20 protein-coding genes and 2 pseudogenes are annotated in these 25714 nt (G+C 71.8%); 9 read left to right on the forward strand and 13 right to left on the reverse strand.

The annotated features are described in order from the left end of the window. A pseudogene (locus GSF22_RS06395) lies at positions 1-343 on the reverse strand (hypothetical protein); the annotation flags it as partial. 204 nt (positions 344-547) lie between these two features. Between GSF22_RS06395 and GSF22_RS06400 the strand changes: the two are divergent. Beyond that, positions 548-1036: a type II toxin-antitoxin system PemK/MazF family toxin gene (locus GSF22_RS06400; protein ID WP_208811812.1), complete on the forward strand. Its 489-nt coding sequence runs from the start codon at positions 548-550 to the stop codon at positions 1034-1036. A gap of 119 nt (positions 1037-1155) precedes the next feature. Here GSF22_RS06400 and GSF22_RS06405 read toward each other — a convergent pair whose 3' ends face one another. Further along, on the reverse strand, positions 1156-2133 hold the full coding sequence (locus GSF22_RS06405) for a nucleotide-binding protein (RefSeq protein ID WP_208811813.1): 978 nt from the start codon (positions 2131-2133) through the stop codon (positions 1156-1158). A gap of 356 nt (positions 2134-2489) precedes the next feature. Then, positions 2490-2882, reverse strand: a complete 393-nt coding sequence (locus GSF22_RS06410) for an SCO5389 family protein (protein WP_208811814.1) — start codon at positions 2880-2882, stop codon at positions 2490-2492. A gap of 623 nt (positions 2883-3505) precedes the next feature. Here GSF22_RS06410 and GSF22_RS06415 point away from each other — a divergent pair. Next, positions 3506-4705 (forward strand): RtcB family protein, encoded by a 1200-nt coding sequence (locus GSF22_RS06415; RefSeq protein WP_208811815.1) that lies wholly within the window; start codon positions 3506-3508, stop codon positions 4703-4705. A 412-nt stretch (positions 4706-5117) separates the two neighbouring features. Beyond that, a pseudogene (locus GSF22_RS06425) lies at positions 5118-5748 on the forward strand (hypothetical protein). A 69-nt stretch (positions 5749-5817) separates the two neighbouring features. On the opposite strand, the gene GSF22_RS06430 reads toward GSF22_RS06425, so the two are convergent. Continuing rightward, the gene (locus GSF22_RS06430; protein ID WP_208811818.1) at positions 5818-6621 is read right to left on the reverse strand and encodes a GAF domain-containing protein; all 804 of its coding nucleotides are present in this window, start codon (positions 6619-6621) and stop codon (positions 5818-5820) included. Between the two features lie 90 nt (positions 6622-6711). Further along, on the reverse strand, positions 6712-7686 hold the full coding sequence (locus GSF22_RS06435) for an RDD family protein (RefSeq protein ID WP_307803782.1): 975 nt from the start codon (positions 7684-7686) through the stop codon (positions 6712-6714). Between the two features lie 138 nt (positions 7687-7824). Between GSF22_RS06435 and GSF22_RS06440 the strand changes: the two genes are divergently transcribed. Next, positions 7825-8826 (forward strand): stage II sporulation protein M, encoded by a 1002-nt coding sequence (locus tag GSF22_RS06440; protein ID WP_208811819.1) that lies wholly within the window; start codon positions 7825-7827, stop codon positions 8824-8826. Positions 8827-8902: 76 nt separating this feature from the next. Here GSF22_RS06440 and GSF22_RS06445 read toward each other — a convergent pair whose 3' ends face one another. Genes GSF22_RS06445 through GSF22_RS06465 form a run of 5 tightly spaced genes read right to left on the reverse strand, consistent with a single transcriptional unit; the run spans position 8903 to position 13943 of the window. Beyond that, positions 8903-10270 (reverse strand): DUF58 domain-containing protein, encoded by a 1368-nt coding sequence (locus GSF22_RS06445; RefSeq protein WP_208811820.1) that lies wholly within the window; start codon positions 10268-10270, stop codon positions 8903-8905. Positions 10271-10274: 4 nt separating this feature from the next. After that, positions 10275-11264: an AAA family ATPase gene (locus GSF22_RS06450; RefSeq protein ID WP_208811821.1), complete on the reverse strand. Its 990-nt coding sequence runs from the start codon at positions 11262-11264 to the stop codon at positions 10275-10277. Further along, complete coding sequence (locus GSF22_RS06455; protein WP_208811823.1) at positions 11261-12514, reverse strand: DUF4350 domain-containing protein; 1254 nt, start codon at positions 12512-12514, stop codon at positions 11261-11263. The genes GSF22_RS06450 and GSF22_RS06455 overlap by 4 nt, the downstream gene beginning before the upstream one ends. After that, complete coding sequence (locus tag GSF22_RS06460; RefSeq protein WP_208811825.1) at positions 12511-13161, reverse strand: DUF4129 domain-containing protein; 651 nt, start codon at positions 13159-13161, stop codon at positions 12511-12513. The genes GSF22_RS06455 and GSF22_RS06460 overlap by 4 nt, the downstream gene beginning before the upstream one ends. After that, complete coding sequence (locus GSF22_RS06465) at positions 13158-13943, reverse strand: hypothetical protein (RefSeq protein ID WP_208811827.1); 786 nt, start codon at positions 13941-13943, stop codon at positions 13158-13160. Before GSF22_RS06465 ends, GSF22_RS06460 begins: the two co-directional genes overlap by 4 nt. Before the next feature lie 230 nt (positions 13944-14173). Between GSF22_RS06465 and GSF22_RS06470 the strand changes: the two genes are divergently transcribed. Together GSF22_RS06470 and GSF22_RS06475 are read left to right on the forward strand one after the other, a co-directional pair. Beyond that, positions 14174-14692, forward strand: a complete 519-nt coding sequence (locus GSF22_RS06470; protein ID WP_208811829.1) for a hypothetical protein — start codon at positions 14174-14176, stop codon at positions 14690-14692. 48 nt (positions 14693-14740) lie between these two features. Then, positions 14741-15211 (forward strand): SRPBCC domain-containing protein, encoded by a 471-nt coding sequence (locus GSF22_RS06475; RefSeq protein WP_208811831.1) that lies wholly within the window; start codon positions 14741-14743, stop codon positions 15209-15211. 315 nt (positions 15212-15526) lie between these two features. Here GSF22_RS06475 and GSF22_RS06480 read toward each other — a convergent pair whose 3' ends face one another. Further along, positions 15527-15730: a DUF397 domain-containing protein gene (locus tag GSF22_RS06480; protein WP_208811833.1), complete on the reverse strand. Its 204-nt coding sequence runs from the start codon at positions 15728-15730 to the stop codon at positions 15527-15529. Beyond that, positions 15723-16604, reverse strand: coding sequence for a DUF5753 domain-containing protein (locus GSF22_RS06485; protein WP_208811835.1), 882 nt, complete (start codon positions 16602-16604; stop codon positions 15723-15725). The genes GSF22_RS06480 and GSF22_RS06485 overlap by 8 nt, the downstream gene beginning before the upstream one ends. A gap of 217 nt (positions 16605-16821) precedes the next feature. On the opposite strand from GSF22_RS06485, the gene GSF22_RS06490 reads away from it, so the two are divergent. The 3 genes from GSF22_RS06490 to GSF22_RS06500 all read left to right on the forward strand — a co-directional run bounded on the left by GSF22_RS06490 (position 16822) and on the right by GSF22_RS06500 (position 20985). After that, positions 16822-17124: a DivIVA domain-containing protein gene (locus tag GSF22_RS06490; protein WP_208811836.1), complete on the forward strand. Its 303-nt coding sequence runs from the start codon at positions 16822-16824 to the stop codon at positions 17122-17124. 103 nt (positions 17125-17227) lie between these two features. Continuing rightward, entirely contained in the window at positions 17228-19666 is a 2439-nt protein-coding gene (locus GSF22_RS06495; protein WP_208811838.1) for an ATP-binding protein, read from the forward strand. Positions 19667-19857: 191 nt separating this feature from the next. Further along, positions 19858-20985, forward strand: a complete 1128-nt coding sequence (locus tag GSF22_RS06500) for a hypothetical protein (RefSeq protein WP_208811840.1) — start codon at positions 19858-19860, stop codon at positions 20983-20985. 202 nt (positions 20986-21187) lie between these two features. Here GSF22_RS06500 and GSF22_RS06505 read toward each other — a convergent pair whose 3' ends face one another. After that, complete coding sequence (locus tag GSF22_RS06505) at positions 21188-25624, reverse strand: fibronectin type III domain-containing protein (protein WP_208811842.1); 4437 nt, start codon at positions 25622-25624, stop codon at positions 21188-21190. Between the last annotated feature and the right edge of the window lie 90 nt (positions 25625-25714).

Genomic DNA, 25714 nt, shown 5'->3' on the forward strand with positions numbered 1-25714 from the left:
CCCCCGAACCGCAGCACAGGTCGACCACGGTCGGCGGTCGACCGGCGGCGGTCCCCCCGGACCGCAGGAGGCCGCCCGCCCGCTCGATGAGGAACTCGGTGCGACGCCGGGGGACGAACACCCCCGGTTCGACCACCATCCGGCGCCCGCAGAACTCGGCCCAACCGAGGACATGCTCCAGGGGCAGACCGGCGACGCGGCGCGCGACCATCCCGGCCACCTCGGTCGCCGAGCGGGCGGCGGAGAGGATCAGCCGGGCCTCGTCCTCGGCGAAGACACAGCCGGCGGCGCGCAGCCGGTCGGTGACGGCGGACGGGGTGCGGGGGATGTCGGGAACGGACACAGGGACCTCCAGGAGAGAGCCGGAACCACGCTCTCCCGGTACACCTATCCCCGGTGGACGGGGACGGGGGAGAGTGGTCGGACGGACGACGCGTTGATCGGTCCCACCCCCTCCGGTCGTACCTGTCGATCCGGTCACCATACCGGACCCCGCCGGCCCGTCCACCGGTCGCTCGGGCCGGATCCGGCGGGTACGCTGCCCGCCATGGCAGGTCTGTGGCGGGGTGTGGCGGCGACGGTCAGTCGGGTGGCGGGCCGGATCCCGGCCCCACGGCAGGGGCCGAGCCCGGCCCAGGTGGCCCGACGGCGGCAGGTCACCGCGCTGCAACGCCGACAGCTCGTCTACGCCCCCGAGCTGGACGGACAGGCCGACCCGGGGGAGATCGTCTGGACCTGGGTGCCCTACGAGGACGACCCCCGGCAGGGCAAGGACCGCCCGGTGCTCGTGGTCGGCCGGTCCAGCCGCACCCTCTTCGGCCTCATGCTCTCCAGCCAGTCCGAGCGGGACGGCCAGCGGCACTGGCTGGCCCTCGGCCCCGGCGAGTGGGACCGGGACAACCGCCCGAGCTGGGTACGCCTGGACCGGGTCCTCACCATGCGCGAGGACAGCATCCGCCGGGAGGGCGCCGTGCTCGACCCGGAGCGGTTCACCCGGGTCGGACAGGCGCTGCGCGCCGGCTACGGCTGGTCCTGAGATGTAAGGAAGGGCCCCCTCTTATCGCATTCGGTAGAGGAAGGGGCCCTTCCTAACACTCGACCGGCAGGGCCGGGCGCGTCGCCGTACCTGTCCGGCCGGAAGCCGGCAGCTCGTGGTCAGCCGGGTACCGCGACCGGACGGGTGGCCACCGCAGGGCCGAGGGTGAAGTCCGGATCGATCTGACTGGTCAGGTCGACCCCGGCGCGTTCGTTGGCCCAGGCGTGGGCGTTGCGCCGGTGGAACTCGTGGGCGAGCCGGGTGAAGGTGGCCCGGTCCTGTTCGGTGCGGTCCACGGTGTCCACCATCCGGTCCAGCACGGCCCGGTTGGCGGGTTCGAGTTCCTCCAGCGGAGCCACCGTCCCGCGTTCGGCACGCCGGACGTACCCGGAACGGCTGACCCAGCCCAGCAGCGCGTCGCCGACGTGCTCGCGGAGGAAGCCGATGTCGGAGTCGTCCTCGACCTTGTTGCCGACCACGGACAGGGCCACGTCGTACTCCCGGGCGTATCCGGCGTACTGGTGGTACACGCCGACGCTGCGCAGGGTCGGTTCGCAGACCAGGAAGGTCCGGTCGAAGCGGGTGAACAGGCCGGAGGCGAACGAGTCGGCGCCCGCGGTCATGTCCACCACGACGTACTCACCGGGCCCGTCGACGAGGTGGTTCAGCAGGAGTTCCACCGCGCCGACCTTCGAGTGGTAACAGGCGACTCCCAGGTCGTCCTCGGTGAACGCACCGGTCACCGCCAGCCGTACCTCGCCCACCGGCCGTACGCAGGACCGGTAGATCGGGTTGTCCTCGGCCACCCGGAGCAGCCGGGACCCGGCGCCGGGCGGGGTGGTCTTGACCATCGCCGCTGCGGAGGTGATCCGGGGGTTGTCGCCGCGCAGGTACTCCTTGATCTGCGGCAGGTACGCGCTGAGCGGTACGGCACCGGCCGACGGCGCGGCGGCACCGCCGAGCGCGGTGGCGAGGTGCTGGTTGATGTCGGCGTCGACGGCCAGCACCGGGCGACCCTCCCGACCCAGGTGCCGGGCGAAGAGCGCGGCCAGGGTGGTCTTGCCGCTGCCGCCCTTGCCGACGAACGCGACCTTCACCGGCGCCACCCCACCGGGAAGTTTATGGAAACCGTTTTCATGGTCGGTATGGTAGTGGGTGGGATGCCGGGGTCGCCGGAAAAGCGGCAACCTGTGGCGTGTCGGCCTGCCCGGCGATCGGATGCGCCGCGTGCCGGACGGTTCGGCGTGTCCGCCTGCCCGGACGGTTCGGCGTGTCGGCCTGCCCGGACGGTTCGGTGTGCCACGTACCCGGACGGTTCGGTGTGCCGGTGGTCCCGACGGTCTGGTGCCCCGCCGGGCGGCGGGAGACGTTCCCGGGTGGGTGCGACGTGCTCCCGGCGGGCGACGCTGTCCGTCGCGCCTGCGACGTCAGCGCCGGCCCGCCGGGACGCCGGTCAGCAGTCGCGCAACTCGGGGGACTGGTTGAGCAGTTGGCCCCGGGGTGAGACGAAGCGGCGGTAGGTGTCCGAGTCGACCGCCGCGGGCCGGAAGGCCGCCACCCGGTGGCAGTTCTGGAAGGCGAGCCGGACGCCGAAGTGGCGCTCCAGCCCGGCCCTGATCGCATCGCTGGCCAGGGCGCGGAGAAGTTGGCCGCGCTCGGTCTCGGTGGGCGGCGGGATGACGTTGTCGGCGAAGTCCGCCGATGAGGACTCCAGGTCGGCGACCACCCGGCTGACCGTCTGCCAGGCGTACGGCAGCGACTCGCGGATGCAGGCGACGAACTCCGCGTCGTCGACCGGGCCGCGTTCGGCGGCCTCGAGCAGAGTGGGCGGGACGGTGAGAGACATGCTCCTCCTCGTGGCCATGACAACGAAGATCATTGTCATCTTTACTCAGCGAGCACACCATGTAGCTGACCGTACGTCAATATGTCGGATGCGCCGCCCGGAAATCCCTTGTCGACGCCGTGCCGGGTGCCTACTGTTGCCCTGCACCTGACGAGTGAGGAGTGACCGATGCCGGTTACCGGACCACGACCCTGGCGATTGGCGCCGGCCGGTCGCCTGGCCGGGACTGTGTCGCTCCGCCAACGCGGCACAGCGGGGACCCGCTGCCCCGGCAGACCGTTGCCAGTCGTCCGGGCCCGCTGAACCCGACCCCGCTCCGGCCGGCGGCAGTCCGACCCGGTCGGGTCGTCGACCGTCTGACCCCGGTCGGTTGACGGCGGTCTGACCCCGGTCGGGTGGTCGGCACCTCCGGCAGCGTTCCGGCCGGCGACGGTCCGACCCCGGTCAGCCGATTCCTCCGGCAACCGTTGCCGACAGCCCCCGGGCTGCCCGCAGGCGGCGCCCCCACCCGGGACCAAGGACGACGCGCCCACCGCAGCACCCACCATGGGGTACGGCCTGCGCCGCTGCCGCAGACGTCCACAGTCGAAACTGCCCTGCTTCCCCTGTTCTGAGGAGATCCGGTGAGTTACACCCTGCTCTACGGCACCCGCGCCCCGGTCCGGGTCTGGACCGACCCCTGGACGATCGAGGAGGGCGCCACCCGGCAGCTGCGCAACATCGGCGCCCTGCCCTGGGTCGAGGGGGTCGCGGTGATGCCCGACGTGCACTACGGGAAGGGCGCCACGGTCGGCTCGGTCATCGCCATGCGACAGGCTCTCGCACCGGCGGCGGTGGGCGTCGACATCGGCTGCGGGATGTCCGCGGTCCGCACCAATCTGACCGATGCCGACCTGCCCGACGACCTCGGCGCGCTCCGCTCCGCGATCGAGGCCGCCATCCCGGTCGGGTTCCAGGCCCACGCCCACCCGGTCAACCCGTACCGGGTGCACGGTCTGCCCACCGCCGGCTGGGACACCTTCTGGTCCCGCTTCGGGGACCTGCACGAGGACGTCGGGGCCCTGCGGTCCCGGGCCGAGCGCCAGATCGGCAGCCTGGGTGGGGGCAACCACTTCATCGAGGTCTGCGTCGAGCAGGGCGGTGCGGAGGCGGGTCGGGTCTGGCTGATGCTGCACTCGGGATCCCGCAACATCGGCAAGGAACTGGCCGAGCGGCACATCGCGGTCGCGCGGCGGCTGCCGCACAACGCCGACCTGCCCGACCGGGACCTGGCCGTCTTCGTCGCCGGCACCCCGGAGATGGCGGCGTACCGCCGGGACCTGGAGTGGGCCCAGGAGTACGCGGCCCGCAACCGCGCGGTGATGCTCGCGCTGCTGTGCGGTGTCGTCCGGGACGCGGTACCCAAGGTCCGCTTCGACGAGCCCGTCTCGTGCCACCACAACTACGTCGCCGAGGAGCGGTACGGCGGGGTGGACCTGCTGGTGACGCGGAAGGGCGCGATCCGGGCCGGTCGCGGTGACCTGGGCATCATCCCCGGGTCGATGGGTACCGGGTCGTACATCGTGCGTGGTCTGGGCAACACCGACGCGTACTGCTCGGCCTCGCACGGCGCGGGGCGGCGGATGTCCCGGGCCAAGGCCAAGAAGACGTACTCGGTGGCCGACCTGACCCGGCAGACCGCCGGGGTGGAGTGCCGGAAGGACGCGGGCGTGGTCGACGAGATCCCGGCCGCGTACAAGGATCTCGACGCGGTGATGAAGCAGCAGTCCGATCTGGTCGAGGTGGTCGCCCACCTCAAGCAGGTGGTCTGCGTCAAGGGTTGAACAGGCGCCCGCCCCACGGGTACGGCCCGGGGGCGGGCGCTTTGCATGCTCGGGGGCGTCGTCTTCTCCGTCCGTCGCGTATTCGACCGGTTGTCCGGTTCCGGGTGGCCCGTGGTCGGGGAATGGTGGCGGGTCGGGGGTCGTTGTGTATCGGGTACGACCGAGGAGGCATCCCGCTGGGCTGGGTTGGTGGCCGGCGGGGTGGTGGCCGCCGCCGGGAATGGTGGTGGCGGGCCGGTGGTTGTACCTGGTTCACCGCGTGCCGGGCTGACGGTTCGCCTGGCGGTGCGGGTCGAGAGTCTTCTTGTTCTTTTTCCCCTGGTTTTTGTGGCGCCTGGTGGCGTGTGCGTCTCCGCGTGTGTGTGTCCCCCGTGGTGTGGAGGCGTTCCTTCCCCCGAATGGAGCTTTGGTGATGAATACGATGCTGCGTAAGGCTGTGCTGGGTGTGACGGGTCTGGTGTTCGCGGGTGGTCTGGCCGCGGGTCCGGCGTTGGCGAACGAGCTTGGTGTGGAGTCGAAGCCGGCGGCGCCGGTGGTCCAGACCGACACGAGGGCTGACGCCAAGGCGCAAGGCTGGTGAGGCTGTGGGCGTGGTTGATCGGGCGAAGCTGTTGCCGCATGGTGTGCCGTCGGGTCAGTCGCGTATCGATCTTGGTGCGGAGCAGACGGGTAACGTGAAGGAGATCGTCGCGGCGACGAAGAAGGCCGGGATGGATGAGCGGGCCGCGGTGGTGGCGATCGCTACCAGTCTGCAGGAGTCGAAGTTGGAGAACCTGGGTCATCTGGGTGACCGTAACGATCATGATTCGCAGGGGTTGTTCCAGCAGCGTCCGTCGAGTTGTTGGGGGACGGTGGAGCAGATCACTGATCCGCAGTACTCGACGACGGCGTTCCTGACCGGTTTGAAGCAGGTCGAGGGTTGGGAGGAGATGCCGTTGACGGCGGCGGCGCAGACGGTGCAGGTGTCGGCGTTCCCGGATCACTATGCGCAGTGGGAGTTGCAGGCTGCTGACCTGGTCGCCGAGCACTGGACCACCAGCTGACCGCAGACAGCGACGGAGCGTGCTGGCCGGGCCCCCGGACACGGGGACCCGGCCAGCGGCATGCCCAGGTCAGCGCCGGCGGAAGGCGGTCAACCCACCGAGCGCCTCGTCGGCGATGAAGACCGAGGAGACGCTGAGGATGGCCTCCTCGGCGTGGTCCGGGCAGGCCCACGCGCAGTCGCCCCACGAGTCGGCCAGTTTCAGCTCCGCAGGCTTCGGGCAGCCCTGCCGCCCGCCCAGCTCGCAACTGGCCGGGTGCGCCTGCTGCCGGATCACCTCGGCCGCCGCCCGCAACCGCTCGGCGAGTTCGTCGCTGCGTTCGGCCCGCTGGTCGGCGACCTGCCGCAACCGCCGTTCGTCGCGTACCGCCCGGGTGGCGGCTGACCGCAGTTCGAGGTGGTCGGCCACCATACCGGCCAGCTCGGTCAGGATGCCGGTCTGCGCGTCGGTGACGGTACGCGGTACCCGGTCGATGACGTTGACCGTGCCGAGCCGGTGACCGTCCGGCGTCACGATCGGTGCGGCGGCGTAGAACCGGAGACCGAGTGCACCCCGGACCAGGGGATGGTCGAGGGTCCGGGGGTCGACTGCGGCGTCGGCCACCACATACGGGCCGTCGGTCAGCACCGCCGACACGCAGAGCCCCGGCTCGGCACCGATCTCGGTGACACCGTCCAGACCGTGGGCGGCAGCGAACCGGACCCGGCCCGGGTCGACGACCGTCACCGTGGCGATCGGTACCTCGAACACCCCGGCGGCGACCCGGGCGACCCGGTCGAAGGTGCCGTCCCGGGGCGCGTCCAGGATCTCGTACCGGGCGATGGCAGCGAGTCGCGCGGGCGTGCCCAGGTACGTCGAGGGGTCGGACTGCATCAGGTTCCCACAGGTGGTGATGGACCGGCAGCAACCGCCGCAGGTCGGGCGGTGTGCCGGAGGCGATGGATCTGGAACTCTACCCGGTGGTCAGCTTCCCGTCGGCATCCGTTGATCGGGTGGGACGGCAGTCCGCAACGGCGGCGTGGGTGTCTGCGGGTGCGGGTCGGGCACCGGCGCGGCCCGCTGGGCCGGTACCCCGGCCGGGCCGCCCGGCGTCGGCCAGACCGCTGCCGACCGGTGCCGCACGGCCGCCAGCCGGTGCCGCGCCCGTCGGTGCCGTTCGGCGTGCACGGCGGCCAGGTAGGCCCACGGGGGTACGCCGGGCGGCGGCGCGGGCCGGACCACTGCGGCGACCTCCGCCATGAGCCGCTGCGTGAGGAGGCCACGGGCCGGTTCCCGCAGTTCCGGTACCCGGACCAGGAAGTGCCGTACCGCGAGGGCCAGATCGTCGTCCAGCCCGGCGAGGTCGAGGGTGCCGGCCCAGGCGGCCAGGCCCGGCGGCATCAGCGGCATCCGTCCCCACCGCTGCGGGGAGCGTTCGTGGATGACCAGCGTGCCGGCCGCGTGGTCGCCCAGCCGCCGGCCCTGCCGGCTGACCGCCATCGCCCAGACGCTGCCGAGCCAGGTCAATGGTGGGGCGATCAGCCCCGGCCACTCGATCGCCGCGCCGACGAGCCCCCGGGTCAGCGCCTGCCGGAAGCGGATCGGACCGCCGTCGTCGCGGACCACCCGCAGCCCCAGGGCGAGCTTGCCCACCGTCCGTCCCCGGGTCAGGGTCTCCAGGGCGACCGGGTAGCCGACCACCGTCACCACGACCATGAGGATGGTGGTGGCCCGGAACAGGTCCTCGCTCGGCGTGACCAGGCCGGTCTGGCTCAGCAGCAGGATGACGATCGGGGTGGCCGTGGAGAGGGTCACGAAGATCGCGACCTGGGCGACCAGGTCGATCAGCCGGGCCAGCATCCGGGAGCCGAGCTGGGCGGTACGCAACTGGAGGTGCACGGCGTCGCCGGTGACGAACCGGGCACTCCCGTCGTGGTGTGTGGTCGCGTCGAGGGTCACCGCGACAGTCTTCCCGACGGGTACGCTCTGCGGGATCCGCCACCGGACCGTGATCGGGATTCGCCGCCAGGCCGTGATCCGGGCCCGTACCGGCTGGGGTCACCGACCGCACCGTCGCCACCGATTTGGGGAGTCTTCGTGGATCTGGACGCCTTCGCCGCCGAACATGGGGCCGAATGGCGGCGGCTGGACGTGTTGACCAGCCGACCGGGGCGGAGTCTCTCCGCCGCCGAGGTCGACGAGCTGGTGGTGCTGTACCGCCGGGCGGCCACCCACCTGTCGATGGTGCAGAGCCGGTCCCCGGATCCGGAGCTGACCGCCCTGCTCACCCGCCTCGTGTTGCGGGGCCGGGCGGCGGTCAGCCCGTCCGCCGGTTTCCGCTGGTCGGGGCTGCGGGATTTCTTCGTGGTGTCGTTCCCGCTGGAGGTCTACCGGGCGGCCGGTTGGTGCACCGGCGTCGGGGCCGCGTTCGTGGCGCTCAGCGCAGTCCTGATCGCCGTGGTCGCCGGTGACCCGGCGGTGGCGCTGCGGTTCATGTCGCAGGACCAGATCGACTCCCTGGTGCAGCGCGACTTCGAGGCGTACTACAGCAGCGGCCCGGCGGAGAACTTCGGCTTCGCGGTGTGGACGAACAACGCCTGGGTCTCGGCGGTCTGCCTGGCCGCCGGGGTGATCGTCCTGCCGGTGCTCTACGTGCTGTGGCAGAACGCCCTCAACCTGGGGGTCGTCGGTGGGGTGATGGTCGGGCACGGCCGTTCCGACACCTTCTTCGGGCTGCTGCTGGTGCACGGCCTGCTGGAGCTGACCTGTGTCTTCGTCGCCGCCGGGGTGGGGCTGCGGATCGGCTGGTCGTGGCTCGCCCCGGGACCGCTGCGGACCCGGGGGGAGGCGGTCGCCACCGCCGGACGGTCCGGCGTCGCGGTCGCCCTCGGATTGGTACCGGTGCTCCTGGTCAGCGGGGTGGTGGAGGCGTTCGTGACCCCGGCGGCGCTGCCGTCGCCGGTCAAGCTCCTGCTCGGCACCCTGGTCTGGCTGGCCTTCCTCGGCTACGTGGGGGTCCTCGGCTCGGCTGCCGCCCGGGCCGGACGCAGCGCCGACGTCGACTGGCCGGACCGCGCCGCGCAACTACCCACGGTCTGAGCCGGCCGCGCCGCGCAACTACCCACGGTCCGAGCCGCCCGCGCCGCGCAACTGCCCGCTGGCCGACCGGGCGCTGTTACAGCCGGCCGGCGGCCTTCAGACTCAGGTACCGGTCGGCCACGGCCGAGGCGAGAGTCTCCACGGGAGCCTGCACCACGTGCACCCCGTACCGGGTCAGGGCCCGCTGCACCCGGTCCAGTTCGGCGAGACTGCGTTCGGCCGCCGCCGCCACGTGCAGTTCGGCGGTACCGGCCCGATCGGCGGCGAGGACCCGCAACGACGGGTCCTGCACGGCCGCGACCAGCACGGTGTGCCGCGCCACGAGCTGCGGCAGCACCGGCAGCAGCCCCTCACCCAGGGCGCCCGGGTCCAGCGCCGTGAAGACCACCACCAGGGACCGTTTCCGGCCGGCCCGCATCAGCTCCCCGGCGACCAGCCCGAAGTCGGTCTCCACCAGGGCCGGTTGCAGACCCGCCAGGGTCCGGGTCAACCGGTCCAACTGGGTGCGTTTCGTCGCCCCGCCGACCGTGGCCCGGATCCGGGTGTCCACGGCGAGCAGGTCGACCCGGTCGTCGGCGTGTGAGGCGAGCACCGCCAGCAGCAGCGCCGCGTCGATCGCGGCGTCCAGCCGGGGCTCACCCGGCGGCGTCGCCGCCCCGGGTACCGGTACCGCAGCCACCCGGCCCGCACTGGTCCGGCCGGTGTCGATCACGCAGAGCACCCGTCGGTCCCGTTCCGGACGCCAGGTCCGCACCATCACCTGCCCGCTGCGGGCGGTACCCCGCCAGTCGATCGACCGGACGTCGTCGCCGACGACGTACTCGCGCAGCGCGTCGAACTCGGTGCCCTGACCCCGCCCCCGGGCGACGGTCTGCCCGTCGAGCACCCGCAACCGGGACAGCTTCTCCGGCAGGAACCGGCGCGAGGTGAACGGGGGCAGCGCGGTCACCGTCCACGGTGGGGTCAACCGGGCCGCCCGGCGCTGCGAGGTCTGCCGGAACGCCAGCCCCAACGGCCCGTACGACCGGATGGTGACCCGGACCGCCGGCCGGTCACCGCGCCGGGTCGGCGTCAACCGGGTGACCACCTGCGCCGACTCGCCGGGTTCCAGGTCGACCGGATGCGCGTACGGCCCGTCCGCGCCGGCCGACGGCACCCAGGCGTCCCGGACCAGGCCGCGCAGCGTACGCAGTGAAACGTTGGTGACGGTCAGGGTGATCTCGACGCTGTCGCCGAGGCGTACCTGCCGGGGCCCGGAACGGGTCAGCTGCACCTCCCCGGCCGGGGCGGCCACCAGCCAGTCCAGCCCGGTCAGCAGCAGCACCAGCCCGGTCACCCCGGCCAGCGCCCACCACATGCCGGCCGGGGACGCCAGCAGTGCCCCGGCGGCCAGCGCCGTCCCGCCGAGCGTGCCGTACAGGGCCGGTACCCGCCAGGTCAGCATCCGGTCACCGGGGCGCGGGGACGGTACGCAGCAGGGCCTCCAGCACACCGTCGGCGGTGCTGCCCTCCAACGCCTCGTCGTGGCGTACCCGGATCCGGTGCCGCAGCGCCGGCCGGGCCATCGCCTTCACGTCGTCGGGGGTGGCGTAGCTTCGCCCGGTCAGCCAGGCGTGCGCCTTCGCGGCGTTGAGTAGCGCGGTCGCGCCCCGGGGTGAGGCACCCAGCTCCAGCGACGGCGCCGACCGGGTGGCCCGGCACAGGTCCACGATGTACGCCAGCACCACGTCGGCGACCTGCACCCGGCGTACCCCCTGCCGGGCGGCGGCCAGGTCGGCGGCGGTGGCGGCGGGGCGTACCCCGGCGGCGGCCAGGTCCCGGGGGTCGAAGCCCTGGTGGTGGGCCTTCAGCACGCCGTACTCCTCGTCCCGGGTGGGCAGCGGCACGGTCAGTTTGAACAGGAACCGGTCGAGCTGCGCCTCGGGCAGCGGGTAGGTGCCCTCGTACTCCACCGGGTTCTGGGTGGCGGCGACCAGGAACGGATCGGGCAGCGGCCGGGCCGCGCCCTCGATGGTGACCTGCCGTTCCTCCATCGCCTCCAGCAGCGCCGCCTGGGTCTTCGGCGGCGTCCGGTTGATCTCGTCGGCGAGCAGCAGGTTGGTGAAGACGGGGCCCTCACGGAACTCGAACGCCGCCCGGTTGGCGTGGTAGACCAGCGAACCGGTCACGTCACCGGGCATCAGGTCCGGGGTGAACTGCAACCGCTTCGACTCCAGCGACAGGCCCGCCGCCAGGGCCCGCACCAGCAGCGTCTTGGCCACCCCCGGGACGCCCTCCAGCAGCACGTGCCCCTGGCAGAGCAGGGCGACGAGCAGGCCGGTGACCGTGTTCTCCTGCCCGACGACGGCCTTGGCCACCTCGGTGCGGAGTTGCCCGAGGGCGTGCCGGGCGGCCACCTCGGCGCTGTCCGGCTGCGGCGGGGCGACGGTTTCTGTCACGGCGTTCCTCCAGGATCGACCGACCCGTCCGGTCGGGGTGCGGTCCGTTCGACGGCAGCGGCCAGGGCGTCCAGCCCGGCCACCGCCGAGATCAGTTCGTCGTCGTCGGTCGGCGGATCGGGGTGCAGCACCGCCCGGACCTGCTCGACCGGTACGCCGAGGCGGGCGGCGACCGCTGCGGCGAGAGCCGAGTCGTCGGGCAGGACACCGGTCGGGTCGAGGCGGTGGGTGATCCGCCGGACCGCCGCCGCGCGCAGCGCGTCGAGGGTAACGGCGCGGGCCCGACCGCGCTGGTAGAGCCGCCCCCAACCGACGACCAGTTCGGTGGCGGGGACCGCCACGGGCAGCGGTTCGGCCACCGGCGGCCCGAGCCGCCGGCCCCGGACCACCACGACCAGCACCGCCAGGACACCGAGCAGGACCAGTCCGGCCCAGAGTGCCGGCGGGAACGCCGACCACATCGGGTTGCTGCCGCCGGCGGTGCGGTCCGGCTGCCGGTACTCGGGCGCCGGTGGCGGCGGCATGCTGGGCCGGGGCTCGGGCCGGTGCAGGTCCACCCAGATCACCTGCCGGTCCCGGCTGAGCAGGCCCACCGCGAGGGCGCTGTTGCCGGCCTCGTCGATCCGGCTGTTGCGGAACGGGTCGGTCGCGCCGACCAGCACGAACTCGGTGCCGCGCAGGGTGTGCGCGACCAGCCCGCCGTCGTAGCAGTCCAGGACGGGCGTGGTGGAGGTTTCCGGGTCGGCGGCGTACCGGGACCGCAGCACCGCCGCGCGACCGGCGTCGACGGCCAGTTGCGCGCCGCAGCCGGGGGCGACGGTACGTGCCGCCCAGCGGGACGGTCCGGACAGGAACCCGGCGTCGAACGCGGTGTCGCCGCCCGGGCGGACCAGCACCACCCGGTTGCCCGGGTACTGCCCGGCGACCCGGTCCAGGAACCGGGGTTCGGGGTAGTCCGGCGCCGGCACGAACACCGTGGCCGGCTTACCTGCCAGCTCACCGAGGGCGGTACGCGCCGCAGCGGAACTGGTCACCACCCGCACGGTGACCCCGGCGGCGGCGAGCCGGTCGGCGAGCAGCCGCGACCCGTCCGGCCCGGTGCCGACCGGGGAGAGCGTGCCCGGCTCGTCCAGGTCCGGTTCCTGCACGGCGTGCGTGACGCCGGTGACCAGGTAGAAGAGCACCAGCAGCAGGAACGGGACGGCGGCCCGGTGCCAGCGCCGCCAGCGCAGCGTCCGGCGGGGCGTCACCGGGTCACCCCGACGACCGGGACGTCCAGGATGGTCCGGACCTGTTCGGCAAGTTCGCGCATGGCCCGGTCGTCGTCGGCGGTCGCCGGACGCTGGCCGTACCAGATGTCACTGAACAGCTCGGACGCGGCGCGCAGCGGGCCGGCGGTGGCCGGCCGCGCCCGGCCCGCCGCCGCAGCCAGCTCGGTCACCGTCCATCCCGGCACCGGCGCGAGGACCTGCCGCTCGACCAGGTCCCGCACGATGGCGCGCAGCCGTTCCCGGACCGCCTCGGCGTACCGGCCGGCGGCGGCGAGCTGGTCGGCGTTGAGGGCGAAGGTGCTGGCCGGCAGGTCCGGCAGCTCGTCGTCGGGCAGCGCCGGGGTGACCGTCACCGGCCTGTTCCGGCGCCGCCACGGCCAGCGCCACCGGAACCGCAGCCGACCCAGCCGGGGCCAGCCGAACCGGCGGCGCCGGTCGGCCTTGTCGGCCCGGCTGCGGGACCCCCGGAACCGCCAGGACCAGCGCCACGGCAGCCACGCCGGCCAGGAGTACCAGAGCACCGAGACCAGCCCGGTGAGCAGGAACAGCAGGAGCAGCAGGACCGGTACCCCGCCGGGGACCAGGTCGCCGAACGCGGCGATGGTCTCGTTCCAGAACCGGCTCACCTGGGCACCGCCAGCACCTGGTCGGCGGTGACGCCCCGGCGGGCCGCCCGGGACAGGGCGATGTCCAGCCCTTCGGTGCGCATCCGGGTCTCCACGTGCAGGACGGTGTCCAGGCAGGCCAACGCCGGGTAGGCGACGGCGTTGACGGCCAGCCAGGCCAGCGAGGCCACCAGGTGGTCCCGGGCGGCGGTGTCGGTGTCGATCAACAGGCTCAGTGCGAACCACCCACCCAGCCCGGTGGCGAGCCGGATGACCAGCCAGGAAAGATAGCCGAGCAGCCGGATCCAACCGGCCCGCAACCCGCGACGACCGGTCAGCCGCACCGAGCGCAGCAAGGCGGCGCCGGGCCCGAGCCCGTCGATCACCACCGCCGGCACCGCGAGCCCGAGCAGCAGGTACGGCACCGGGCCGAGCACCACGGTGGTCGCGGCGAGCGCGGCCAGCACGGCGACGACCACCGCGACCACCGCGACCCGGACCGGGCGTACCCGGCGCAGCGGCGTCGCCGGTCCGAGCAGCGCCCGGGGTGCGGCGGCGGAGCTGAGCGCACCGAGTACCGCGATGATGACCGCCTCGGTGGCGAAACCGACCACCATCAGCAGGTACAACCAGCCGAGGCGGTCGATGTCGGGAAAGATCACGTAGACCACGTCGGCGAGTTGCCGCAGCGGGAACAGCAGCGCCTGCTCCAGCAGGGCGAGCAGCAGGCCGACGCCGAGCAGCAGGGGCGCCCGGGTGCGCAGCAGGCTGGTGGCGGCGTCGAGCAGCTCACCGGTGGTCATCGGTCGCAACGGCAGGGCACCCGTGGTGGCTGGTACGCGCAAGGATCCCCCGGGGCAGTTCAGCGGTGAGCGGCCTATCCTGGCACGGCCCCGCCACCCGGCGCGACCCCGGGCAGCGGTCGCGCTGGCCGTGCCACGGCGGGTGGGTCGACCGGAAGGTCGGGGTGTGTCGTTCGGGGACTGTCGAGCTGCTGGCGTGGACGGAGCAGGTGGATTCGGTGGACGGCGGTGTGGCGGTGCCGGACGATGACGACTACACCGTGAAGTCGGTCGAAGCTTCCCGGATGGGTAAGGCGGCGGAACATCTGGTGGCCGCGTTCTGCATTCTGGCGACGCGGGGTCTGCTGAACGTCTCGACCTCGCTGGTCGACGACGAGGGCGTCGATCTGGTCTTCCATCGCCGGGACTCGACGGCCACCCTGGCCGTACAGGTGAAGGCGCGCATGTCGGACAGCAAGCGGGTCCAGTCGGAAGGCTTCGTGGCCTTCGTGCGGGGGCAGACCTTCACGCCCCGGCACAACCTCGATCTGCTGTTCGTCGCGATCGATGTCACCCGGGGCGCGGTCATGAAAGCCTGGCTCGTGCCCAGCCTGGAATACGCGGCCACCCTGGGTGAGCCGAACAGTAAGGGACGGTACCGGTTCGCCGCTTCGATGAAGGAAGGCGCCCAGGACCGGTGGCGGCCGTACCGGTTGGAGGCGGCCGAGTTGCCGAAGGCGGTGCTGGGCCGGCTCGACTCGTTGGCCTGACGACCGGAGGTGCCCCACGGTGGGAAATCCGACCGGTAGGCTCGCAACATGTCATCCACCCGGGTGTCCCACCACGTCAGGGCTCCGCGCTCGGTCGTCTACCGGCTGCTGCTCGATCCGGACGCGCTCGCGAGGTGGCGGGTACCGGACGGGATGCGGGGCCACGTCCACGAGTTCGAGGCGCGCGAGGGCGGTTTCTTCCGCGTCTCGCTCACCTACGACGTGCCGGACGGCTCCGGCAAGTCGGCGCCGTCCACCGACACGTACCACGGGCACTTCCGCGCCCTCGTTCCGGACGAGCAGGTGGTCGAGGTCCTCGAATTCGAGTCCGATGATCCCGGGTTGACCGGCACGATGACGATGACCACCACACTCACCGACGCGGACGGTGGCACCGAGGTCGCCATCGTGCACGACGGTCTCCCGGCTGGCGTCGCGCCGGCCGACAACGAGGCCGGTACGCGGATGGCGCTGGCGAACCTCGCCCGTCTCGCCGAGTCGGACGGGTCCCGCCGGTAGGCCGTCAGACCAGCGCGGGCGGACGCGCGGGCCCGGGGCTGCCGCTGTCGCCGACCGAGGAACGGACTGTCACTGATACCGCAGTGGTATGAATATTCCTCTGCGGTATGTGTCTGACAACGGTTTGTGGCCGTCGCCGCCGCGCGAGATTGTGGCTGCATGACGGCCGCATGACGGCCATCTCTGGCAGGTGGGAAAGACGGACGCCTCCGGCGAAAGGCCGGAGGCGTCCGTGGGCGGACTGCGTTCGTGGGTTGCGCGCTTGGTTCGTGCGTCCCGGCTCGTGGGCCCGCGCGAATGGGTCAGCGAGGGTGGTCAGTGGCCGAGGGTGCCCCGTCGGGTGGCGCTGACGAAGGCGGCCCAGGCAGTGGGCGGGAAGGTCAGCACCGGGCCGGTCGGGTCCTTGCTGTCCCGCAGGCCGACGACGCCGGTCAGGTTGTCGGCGACCTCGACGCAGTTGCCGCCGTTGTCGCCGCTGCGGGTGCTCTTGCGCCACCGGGCGCCGGTCAGGTCAGTCATGTCGCATCTCCCCAGCGATCCGTTTGATCATGTCCGTCGATTCTCCCTCATCCAGGGCGAGATCCTCCAGATCCGTCCAGGTGCGCCGGTAGGCAGCCAACTCCTCGGGCTTGTCGAGATAGATCGCACCGGTCAGCGACTCGCTGTAGACGACCGGTGGCTCCCCGGCGGTGCGACCCCGGGGCGAGGGAAATTCGAGGATGACGAACGACCCGGCGATGGCGCCCAGGTGCGGGCCCGCCGCGACCGGGACCACGCGGAGCGAGACGTTCGGCAGCTCGGCGACGGTGAGCAGGTGCGCCAGTTGCCCGGTCATCACCGCCGCACCACCGACCGGTCGGCGCAGGACGAACTCGGACAGGACCACCTCCAGTTTGGGTGCCTTCGGCAGCCGCCGGGTCAACATCGTCTGCCGGTGCAACCGGACCTGGACGGTCCGCTCCCGGTCCTCGACGCTGACCGGGCTGCCCGACCGGAACAGCCCGTGGGCGTACTCCCGGGTCTGGAGCAGCCCCGGGATCAGCGACTCCGCATACTCACGCAGGTAGGCGGCGGCGGACTCCAGCCCGACGTAGAGTTCGAACCAGCTCGGTACCGCATCCCCGTAGGCGTGCCACCAGCCACGCGACTTGGTCTCCGCCGCCAGGCCGCGCATCGCCTCGGCCATCTTCGGCGGTACGTCGTACAGGTCGCACATGGCCTTGGCGTCGAGTACCCGCACCGGGCCCATGCCGCACTCGATGCGCCAGACCTTCTGCCGGCTGTACTCCAGCTCCTCGGCGGCGTCGAGGGTGATGCCGGCCTCGGTGCGGTACCGCCGCAGCAGCCGGCCGAGTTGTCGGCGTGGCACGGTCGAGCCGATGTCCTCTGCCATTTGTGCCCTCCAGTTGCATCGTGGAACGCGCAGATGTTGCGTGGTGAAACGTGAAGAGATTCCGGTAAAGAACCTCGATTTCCGCTAAACGAGTTATGCGGGAAATCGTTGTGGTCCGGCGTGGAGTGTCACAAGCTCATTCCCGGGGCGGGCCCGCCTGTTCGCGGCGGACGGGCGGGCCCACCCGATCCGACCGTCGGCGTGGAAAGGGGACGACATGCCGGGACCCGACGACAGCGGGAGCAGCACGCGGGACCGGTGCGGCGGCACCGTCTACACCCGACCGGAGCTGCTCGGCCCGCGCCAGATCCGCAACGCGCGCTTCACCGAGAGCCGGTTCGGCCGTCGAGGGCTCGACCCGGGCGAGGTGCGCCGGTTCCTGGCCCGCGTCGCCGCCGAGGTCGCCGACCTCCAGGCCGAGGTGACCCGGGTACGCGAGGAGTCGTACCGGATCAAGGAGGCCATGCGGCGGTGGCAGTCCCGGCACGCGGCCCGGGTCAACGAGCGCGGCTACCGCTGATGGGTGGCGGGGGTGGGAGGGTCGACGTGACGATCGGTGGATAGCACAATGTCAGTCAGTAGTTCTGGGCTGACGCTCGTCCGGATGCCAAAGAAGGTGCGGGGTGGGGGAGACCGGTCGGGAGGCACTGGTCCGGTTCGTCGACGAGCTCCGACAACTCCGCCAACTCGCCGGTGCACCCTCGCTGAACAACCTGGTCGCGATCTCCACCCGGTTGCAGCACCCGCTGGCCCGCTCCACGCTCAGCGACAAACTCAACGCGAAGTCGCTGCCCGACTGGGACTTCGTGGTCGCCTACGTCGACGCCTGCATCGCCCACGCCGAACAGGTCGGTGCCCGGCTGCCGGCCGAGCTGACCGACCTGACCTACTGGGACGCCGCCCACTGGCGGCTGCTGCGGGCAGCGGACACCGCCCGCGCCGAGGACCGGCTCGCCTCCGCCGTCCACGCCGAACTCGGGCGGCAGAGCCGCAGCGCGGCAACAGCACCCACCCCGGCACCGACCGGCCCGGAGCGGGTGGTACCCCGGCAGCTTCCCCCGGCGGTACGACACTTCGCCGGCCGGTCGGCGTCGCTGGCCGCCCTGGACACCCTGCTCGCCGAGCCGGACGGCGCGCCGGGCACGGTGCTGATCTCGGCGATCGGCGGTACCGCCGGGGTCGGCAAGACCTCCCTCGCCGTGTACTGGGCGCACCGGGTCGCCCACCGGTTCCCCGACGGGCAGCTCTACGTCAACCTGCGCGGCTTCGACCCGGACCGCCCGCCGATGGGACCGGCCGAGGCGCTCGTCGGGTTCCTGGAGGCGCTCGCCGTGCCGCCGGAGCGGATCCCGGTGGGACCGGCCGGGCAGGTCGCGCTCTACCGCAGTCTGCTGACCGGCCGGCGGATCCTGGTCCTGCTGGACAACGCCCACGACGCCGACCAGGTACGCCCGCTGCTGCCCAGCTCACCCGGCTGCCTGGTACTGGTGACCAGCCGCAACCAGATGCCCGGCCTCGTCGCGGCGGAGGGCGCCCACCCGCTCCTGCTCGACCTGCTCGGCCCGACCGAGGCACGGGAACTGCTGGGCCGCCGGCTCGGTACGGCGCGGGTCGCCGCCGAGCCGGCAGCAGTGGACCGGATCGTCGTCGCCTCGGCCGGGTTGCCGCTGGCCCTGGCCATCGTGGCCGCCCGGGCCGCCATCCATCCGGACTTCGGCCTGACCCGGCTCGCCGACGAGTTGCACGCGGCCCGGGGCAGCCTCGACGGGTTCGCCGGCGGGGAGACCGCCGCCGACGTACGGGCCGTCCTGTCCTGGTCGTACCGGAGCCTCGCCCCGCCGGTGGCCGCCCTGTTCCGCCTGCTCGGGCTGCATCCCGGCCCGGACCTGTCGGTCGCCGCCGCCGCCAGCCTCGCCGGTGTCCCGGTCGCGGAGGTAAGACCCGCGCTGGCCGCGCTGACCCGGGCGAACCTGCTCACCGAGCAGAGCCCCGGGCGGTACACCCTGCACGACCTGCTCCGGGTGTACGCCGTCGAGCAGTCCACTCTCACCGACAGTGCGGCCGGCCGGCAGGCCGCGACCGGGCGGCTGCTCGACCACTACCTGCACACCGCGTACCGTGCCGACCTGCTGTTGTCCCCGCACCGCGACCACATCGACCTGCCCCCGGCACGTCCCGGTGCGATCCTGTCCGACCTGCGTGACCGGGACGAGGCGTGGGCGTGGCTCGCCGCCGAGCACCGGCCCCTGCTCGCCGCCGTCGCCCTGGCCACTGCCGGGGGACCCGGTACCCACGCCTGGCAGTTGGCGTGGAGCATCAACACCTATCTCGACCGCTCCGGCGCCTGGCAGGACCAGTCCACCGCCCAACAGCTCGCGCTGCGCGCCGCCGAGCAGGTCGGGGACCGTACCGGTCAGGCCCGTGCACACCGGAACCGGGGGGTGGCGTGCCTACGCCTGGGCAGCTTCGACGAGGCCCACGAGCACCTGGCCCAGGCGCTGCGTCTGCACGACGCGCTCGGCGACCACGTCGGCGCGGCGCGTACCGAGTTGAACCTGGGGATCCTCGCCGAACGGCAGGGCCGGTACGGGCAGGCCCTCGACCACGCGCAACGGGCCTTCGACCGGTTCGCCAGTGCCGGCCACGCCCACGGGCAGGCCAACGCGCTCAACAACATCGGCTGGTACCACATCCAACTCGGCGATCACCGGGAAGCGATCTCGTACTGCCGGCGGGCGCTGGCCGAACACCAGCGGATCGGTAACCGGTACTGGCAGGCACACGCCTGGGACAGCCTCGGGTACGCCCACCACCACCTGGGGGAGTATGCCGAGGCGGTCGACTGCTACCGGCAGGCCCTGTCCCGCTGGCGGGAGGCGGGTGAACGCTACTACGAGGCGACCACGCTGACCCACCTCGGCGACACCCGGCACCGTGCGGGTGACCCCGGTCCGGCCCGTACCGCCTGGCGGCACGCCCTCGACATCCTCGACCAACTCGCTCACCCGGACGCCGAACAGGTCCGGACCCGGCTCGACGCCGGCCTACCGGAAGGCGCCTGACCTGATTCGCGGCCCGCCCGGGGACGCCTGATTCGCGGCCCGCCCGCCGCCTCTCGCGCTGGGGGTGCCCCGGCGGGGGCCGCTGTCCGGGAATCCGCCGGACAGCGCCGGTACCCGGCACCGTCGGAGAAAAGCTCCTCCTGGACGGAAGGACTCCCGTGACTCCCCACCGTTTCAGACGCCGGAGGGCGTTGGCCGTACTCGGCGGTGCGCTGACCCTGACCCTGGCCGTGGCGCCGGCCGGCGCGGCCCCCGCACACGACGTGCAGGCGACCGCGTCACAACTCCTCGGCTTCACCGTCGGCATGGACGGTCGTGTCTACGCGGCGTCCCCCACCGGCCTCAGCCCGTTCACCAGTTACGCGATCGCGCCGCCCGGAGCCGGCGTCAGCGCCGTCCGGCAGTCCGACGGCAACGCCGCCGTGTTCACCATCGGCACCAACGGCGGGCTCTTCACCGTGCTGACCAGTTCGGCCACCTCGGGTACCCGGATCGTGCAGGTCGGACCGAGCGGCCTCGCCAGCCCCGGTGGCCGGGTCAACGCGGTGACCGGCCTCGACGGCTCCATCCACGTCGCCTTCCCCGGGAGGGACGGTGCCGTCTACGCGGTTTCCTTCTCCAGCACGATGTCGCAGACGTCCAGCGTGCAGCGGGCCTCCGCCACCGGTGTGGCACCGTCGAACGCGGTGGTCGCCGCCGCCTGGGTGTCCGGGGTACCGGGGGCCGTCTTCGTCGGCTCGGACGGTGCGCTGCACTCGGTCTGGCGGACCGGTACCGGCACCTGGACGACCGTCCCGGCCAGCGCACCCGGTCTGGCCTCCCCGGGCGCCGGTGTCGCGGCCATCGTCAAGGGCGGCACGGCGGCGTACGTCAGCGGGCTGGACGGCCGGCTCTGGCAGGTCGGTGTCACGGCGAGTGGCGGTGTGCCGGACCCGTGGGATCCGGTGGCCGTCACCGGCACCGGCGTGGTACCGGTCGGCGCCCGCCTGGCGGCGACCCGCTTCGACAACGGCCCGACGAACGTCCTCTTCGCCGGTGCCGACGGGGCGATCCGCATCGTCACCAACCAGACCGGTTCCTGGGTCACCTCGGTGGCCTCGGGGGCCGGGGTCGCCCAGCCCGGCGGTCCGGTGGCGGCGCTCGCCTACGGCGACTACCTCTACTCCGACTGGTGCGGTAACGACCTGTGGTGGTGGTTCTGGTGGAAGCGCCCGCTGCCCCCGCCCCCGCCGCCGCCGTGGTACGGCGAGACGGACTCGTTCCCGACCACCATTCCAGTCCGGTCGGGCTACGAGGTGGCGGTGGCCCTGTACCGGTAGGCCGCAGCCCGATCCGGTGGCGCCGGGCGTGCGGTGCGGCGCAGTTGCTCGCGCGATGGAAACGTGGTCCTGACTCCGGATCGTCCGGAGTCAGGACCGTCCCGTTCCGTGGCCCGTACCCCGGGCGCCGCCCCTGACCTGTCGATCATGGAGCTGTGGTGGGCGCCGACGGAACCTTTCGCCATCCGCCGGCACTGGTGGATCAGTTGCAGCTACCACCCGAGGGGTACCTGCTGTAGCCACCCCAGAACAGGTTGGCCTGCATCTCGTAGATGTTGTTGCAGGCCGGGCTGCCAGTCGTCGCCTCCGAGTAGGCAGACTGCGCGGCGTAGTCCTCTGCGAACGTCCCCCACGAGGAGACGTCAGCCCACTGCTCGGAGTGGATCGCTTCGTGCCGCAGCAGATCCGGCCCCTTCGAGTTGGCGATGCTCGCGCCGTAGTATCTGCGCATCTGGGCCCGCCGCATGGTCTCCTCGGCGACCTCGATCTCCAGACCCGCCGCGTTGCCCGGGTAGAAGAAGTAGTCGCCAACGGTCATCGGTTGCCCGGTCAGGTTCGGTGGCGGACCGAAGCAGACGATCTGCTTGTAGTCGTTCTGGCAGCTCATCCCCTTGGTGTACGCATAGCTGCCGGCCATGAGATTCGCCCTGTTGAGATGGTTCTTCCAGCGCGTCGGGTCACCCGAGGGCAGGAACCGGTGCGGCACCCCCATTTCGACATTGCTGTCGTTCTCGCCAGCGACGTTGTAGGCCGTGACCTTGAAATCGTACGCGTCACCGGCGGTGAACATCCCCCAGAGCACCGCGTACGGCTTGTCCGTCGGATTGGACAGCTTGGACCAGAGGACCTGCCCCCGGCTCGCATTCCGGTAGTAGATCCAGTACCAGGCGCCGTTGGTGGTGCTGTGGTCCCAGGCCAGGTTCACCTTGCCGGTGGAACCCAACGGCGTGTGTAGCCGGGGTGCGTCCGGGAAGGGCGGCATCGGCGTGACCTTGGCCGTGTTCGACGGCAGCGAGTCACCGGCGAGGTTCGTCGCGAACAGCCGGAAGTCGTACGGCCTGCCGTTCCACAGCATCTCGACGGTGTACGTGCAGCACGAACTCAACGCGACCGGCAGCCGCTGCCAGTTCCCGCCGTACGAGCGTAGTTCCACCCAGTAGCCGACATTCGGTGTCGGGCTGGCCGTCCAGCTCAGGTAGGCCTTGCCGTCACCCGGGGTGGCGGTCAGTCCGGTCGGGGCCTGTGGGGTCGGCGGCATCGGCCGGGCGCTGGCGATGTTCGACGCGCCCGACTCACTGGTGATGTTCACGGCGAACAGCCGGAAGTCGTACGTGATGCCGTTGGTGAGGATGTTGACGGTGTAGGTGCAGCAGGTACTCAGGGCCACCGGCAGCCGCCGCCAGCTTCCGCCGTTGGAGCGCAGTTCCACCCAGTAGCTGACGTTCGGCGTCGGGCTGGCAGTCCACCGCAGAGTAACTTTTCCGTCACCCGGGGTGGCGGTCAGCCCGGATGCGGGTGACGGTGGCGGCGGCATCGGCCGGGCCGACGCCACGTTGGAGAAGCCGCCGGTCCCGGAGGCGTTCGACGCGCTCACCTTGAACTCGTAGGTGCTGCCGTTGGCCAGGTAGGCGGCGGTCATCGAGGTGCCGGTCACCGGCAACGCGAGCTTCTGCCAGGAGCCGTTGGCGCTGGCGTTGCGCTGGTAGACGTTGTAGGTCACGTTCCCTGTGGTGCTGGCGGTCCAGCTCAGGGTCGCCTGGCCGTTGCCGGCTGTCGCGGTCAATCCGGTCGGTGCCGCCGGCAGCCCGCCCTTCGCCGTGACCTGTACGACGGCGGAGGTCGGCCCGTACCCGGCCTGGTTCTCGGCGGCCACCTTGAACTCGTAGACATGTCCGTGTACGTACGGACCCAGTTCCGCCCAGGTGCGCTCGGTCGGCCAGATGCCCTTCGTGAAGCCCTGACCGGCGGTGGCGTCCCGGTAGTAGATCCAGTACAGGTACCCGTCGGCGGTCGGAGCGTCCCAGTCCAGGGCGATCATCCCGTCACCGGCCGACTCGGCGCGCATGTTCGTCGGTGCCGTCGGCAGGCTGTACCGGGACGTGCCCTGCACCGGTGCCGACAGCGGACCGGCGCCGGAGGCGTTCGTCGCGGCGATCTTGAACTCGTACACGTGGTTGTGGGTCAAAGCCCCGGCGGTGAAGGTACAGCACTCGGTGACCGGCAGGGCCAGCTTGGTGAAGGTGGTCTGCCCGGCCGTTACGTCCCGCTGGTAGACATCGAACCAGAGGTTCTCCCCGGGCGCCGTCCAGCTCACCCGGATGGTGCCGTTGCTGTTCGAGGTGGTGCTCAGCCCGGTCACCTGACCCGGCAGCGGCAGCCTCGGGGTGGCCTGGACGGTGGGACCGGTCGTGGAGGCCCCACCCTGACTGGTGGAGACCACCTTGAACTCGTAGGTGTCCCCGTTGGTCAGAAGAGCGGCCTGCATCGTGCAGCAGGTGGTGATCGGCAACGGCAGCTTGGTGAGCGACGTCTCGCCGGCGGTCACGTTCCGTTGGTACACGTCGTACCAGACGTTCGGCGTGGTGCTCGCCGTCCAGCTCAGCGTCACCTGGCCGTCCCCTGCCGTCGCGACAAGCCCGGTCGGCGCCGCCGGCTTCGGGTAGGTTGCGGTGGCCGAGACCACCGGCGTGGTGGGTCCCTCACCGGCCCGGTTGGTCGCACTGACCTTGAACTCGTACACGTGGTTGTGGATCAGGAAGCTCGCGGTGAGTGAGGTGCCGACGGTGACCGGCAGCGGAAGCTGGTGGAACTCGGTGTGACCCGCCGTCACGTCCCGCTGGTAGACCAGGTACCAGACATTCGGTCCGGGCTCGGTCCAGGTGAGCCGGATGGTGCCGTCACTGGTGTTCGGGGTCGCGGTCAGGTTCGTCGGCGCACCGGGCAGCGTGTAGACCGCGGTGGCCCGGGCCAGGGCCGACGGCGGGGACACGCCGCCGCCGTGGTGCGCGGTCACATGGAACTCGTACTCGTGGTTGTGCTCCAGCCCTTCCATGACGTGCGAGACGACGTCCGGGCCGAGCCGGGTGACGAAGGTGAACTCGTCGTCAGCGGCGGTGACATCGCGGCGGAAGACCTCGTAGTTCCACACCGTCGGCACGGCGGACCAGGTCAGGGTGATCCGACCGGCGGCATCCGCCGTGGCGGTGACGTTGGCCGGAGCCGGTGGCGCCACGATCTCCGGGACGACGGCGAGCACCGGGCTGGCCGGTCCCTCCCCGACCGTGTTCTCTGCGGTGACCTTGAACTCGTAACGGTGCCCGTCGGTCAGGTGCCCGACCTGGGTCGAGGTACCGGTGACCGCGCTGGGCAGCCGGGCGAAGTGGGTCTGACCGGCGGTGGTGTCCCGTCGGTGCACCCGGTAGCCGGTCGCCCCGGGGACGGACTGCCAGCCCAGGCGGGCGATGCCGGAGTTGTCCACGGCGGCGGTGAAGCCAGCCGGAGCGGCCGGCAGGGTGGCCGGGTCCGGGGCCGGACGCGGCCAGTCGACCTCCACGAACCGGGGCCGGTACAGCCGGGCGTCGGTGTAGTTGTCGTCGTTGACCAGGCTGTTCACGTTGTACGACACCAGCAGCTTGCCGGAGCGCGCGAGGACCGGGTGCAGCCGGGCGTCATAGGTGATGATCGGCTTACCGGGCTCCTGCTCGGGTGCCGTGAACAGCTGTGCCGGGCCGGTGAACGGTCCGGACGCCGCCGGCGCGGTGTACGCCACGTACTGCGGGTCGAAGACCAGGTTGTTCTCGTGCGTGATTAACACGTACTGGCTGCCGACCTTCTGCATCCCGAAGTTGGTGCCGACGCCACTGAGGATCCGCGCCGCGTCGGCCTCGGTGGCCGACCAGCCGGAGCCGGTCCAGAACTGCCACGCACCGCCAAGCCCGCCGGCCGGAACGCGGGCGAGGTGCGCGAACTTCAGCTTGTCGGCGCTGGACGAGGTGCCGTAGACGTAGGTGTAGGCCCCGTCCTCCAGGATGGCCGAGCCCCAGCCGATCGTGCTGCCCAGCGGCAGGTCGACGACCGAGCTGACGGTCAACGCCGGCAGTGCGAAGGTGACCAGTGCATTGCCGGTCAGCTCGAAGTCGAGGTTGCCGGTACCGCTGTGCCGGTACCGGTTGTAGAGGACCTTCAACGAACCGTTCTCCACGGTGCCGTCCGCCACCCAGAAGTACTCGCCCTGCTGGGCCGGCTTCACCAGCGCCTCCGGCAGCGCGGTGGTCCCGCCGTGCCGGGTGCTCACCAGGCTGGTGCCGTCCTGCACCACCATGGTGTTGTTGACCATCGGAGTGTCCCGGGCCCGGCTGCCGTCCGGATTGACCGTGCCGAGGAACGTGTCGGAGAAGAGCCACACCAGCCGGCCGTCCGGCAGTGGCACGGACGCGGTCGCGTCGGCGCCGGTCCAGTGACCTCCGGCGTCACCGTAGGTGTTGAACATCGTGTTGATTGCGCTGGCGGTCATGCCGCCGGTCGGCAGTGCCGCCCGCGCTTGGTCGCTGTCCGGCCCGGTGACCGACAGCAGACTGCCGGCCAGTACGGCCACGGCCAGTGTGGCCGCCCGCCGTCGCCAGGTTGTACTACGTCTCATGGAACCTCTCCCCGTGAGTCTGAGCAGGGAGACGATCGCAGGAGGCGGTAAAGAAGCTGTTAAGAAGATCAACCGGTCGGGCTGTTCACA

The organism is Micromonospora echinofusca (genome assembly GCF_017614955.1).
Classification (GTDB): domain Bacteria; phylum Actinomycetota; class Actinomycetes; order Mycobacteriales; family Micromonosporaceae; genus Micromonospora; species Micromonospora echinofusca_A.

Excerpts from the sequence above, each read along its gene's own strand:
- GSF22_RS06410 (WP_208811814.1), bottom strand. The coding sequence starts at position 2,882 with ATGTCTCTCACCGTCCCGCCCACTCTGCTCGAGGCCGCCGAACGCGGC.
- GSF22_RS06475 (WP_208811831.1), top strand. The coding sequence starts at position 14,741 with ATGTCATCCACCCGGGTGTCCCACCACGTCAGGGCTCCGCGCTCGGTC.
- GSF22_RS06400 (WP_208811812.1), top strand. The coding sequence starts at position 548 with ATGGCAGGTCTGTGGCGGGGTGTGGCGGCGACGGTCAGTCGGGTGGCG.
- GSF22_RS06505 (WP_208811842.1), bottom strand. The coding sequence starts at position 25,624 with ATGAGACGTAGTACAACCTGGCGACGGCGGGCGGCCACACTGGCCGTG.
- GSF22_RS06430 (WP_208811818.1), bottom strand. The coding sequence starts at position 6,621 with ATGCAGTCCGACCCCTCGACGTACCTGGGCACGCCCGCGCGACTCGCT.
- GSF22_RS06490 (WP_208811836.1), top strand. The coding sequence starts at position 16,822 with ATGCCGGGACCCGACGACAGCGGGAGCAGCACGCGGGACCGGTGCGGC.
- GSF22_RS06465 (WP_208811827.1), bottom strand. The coding sequence starts at position 13,943 with ATGACCACCGGTGAGCTGCTCGACGCCGCCACCAGCCTGCTGCGCACC.
- GSF22_RS06445 (WP_208811820.1), bottom strand. The coding sequence starts at position 10,270 with ATGCTGACCTGGCGGGTACCGGCCCTGTACGGCACGCTCGGCGGGACG.
- GSF22_RS06485 (WP_208811835.1), bottom strand. The coding sequence starts at position 16,604 with ATGGCAGAGGACATCGGCTCGACCGTGCCACGCCGACAACTCGGCCGG.
- GSF22_RS06480 (WP_208811833.1), bottom strand. The coding sequence starts at position 15,730 with ATGACTGACCTGACCGGCGCCCGGTGGCGCAAGAGCACCCGCAGCGGC.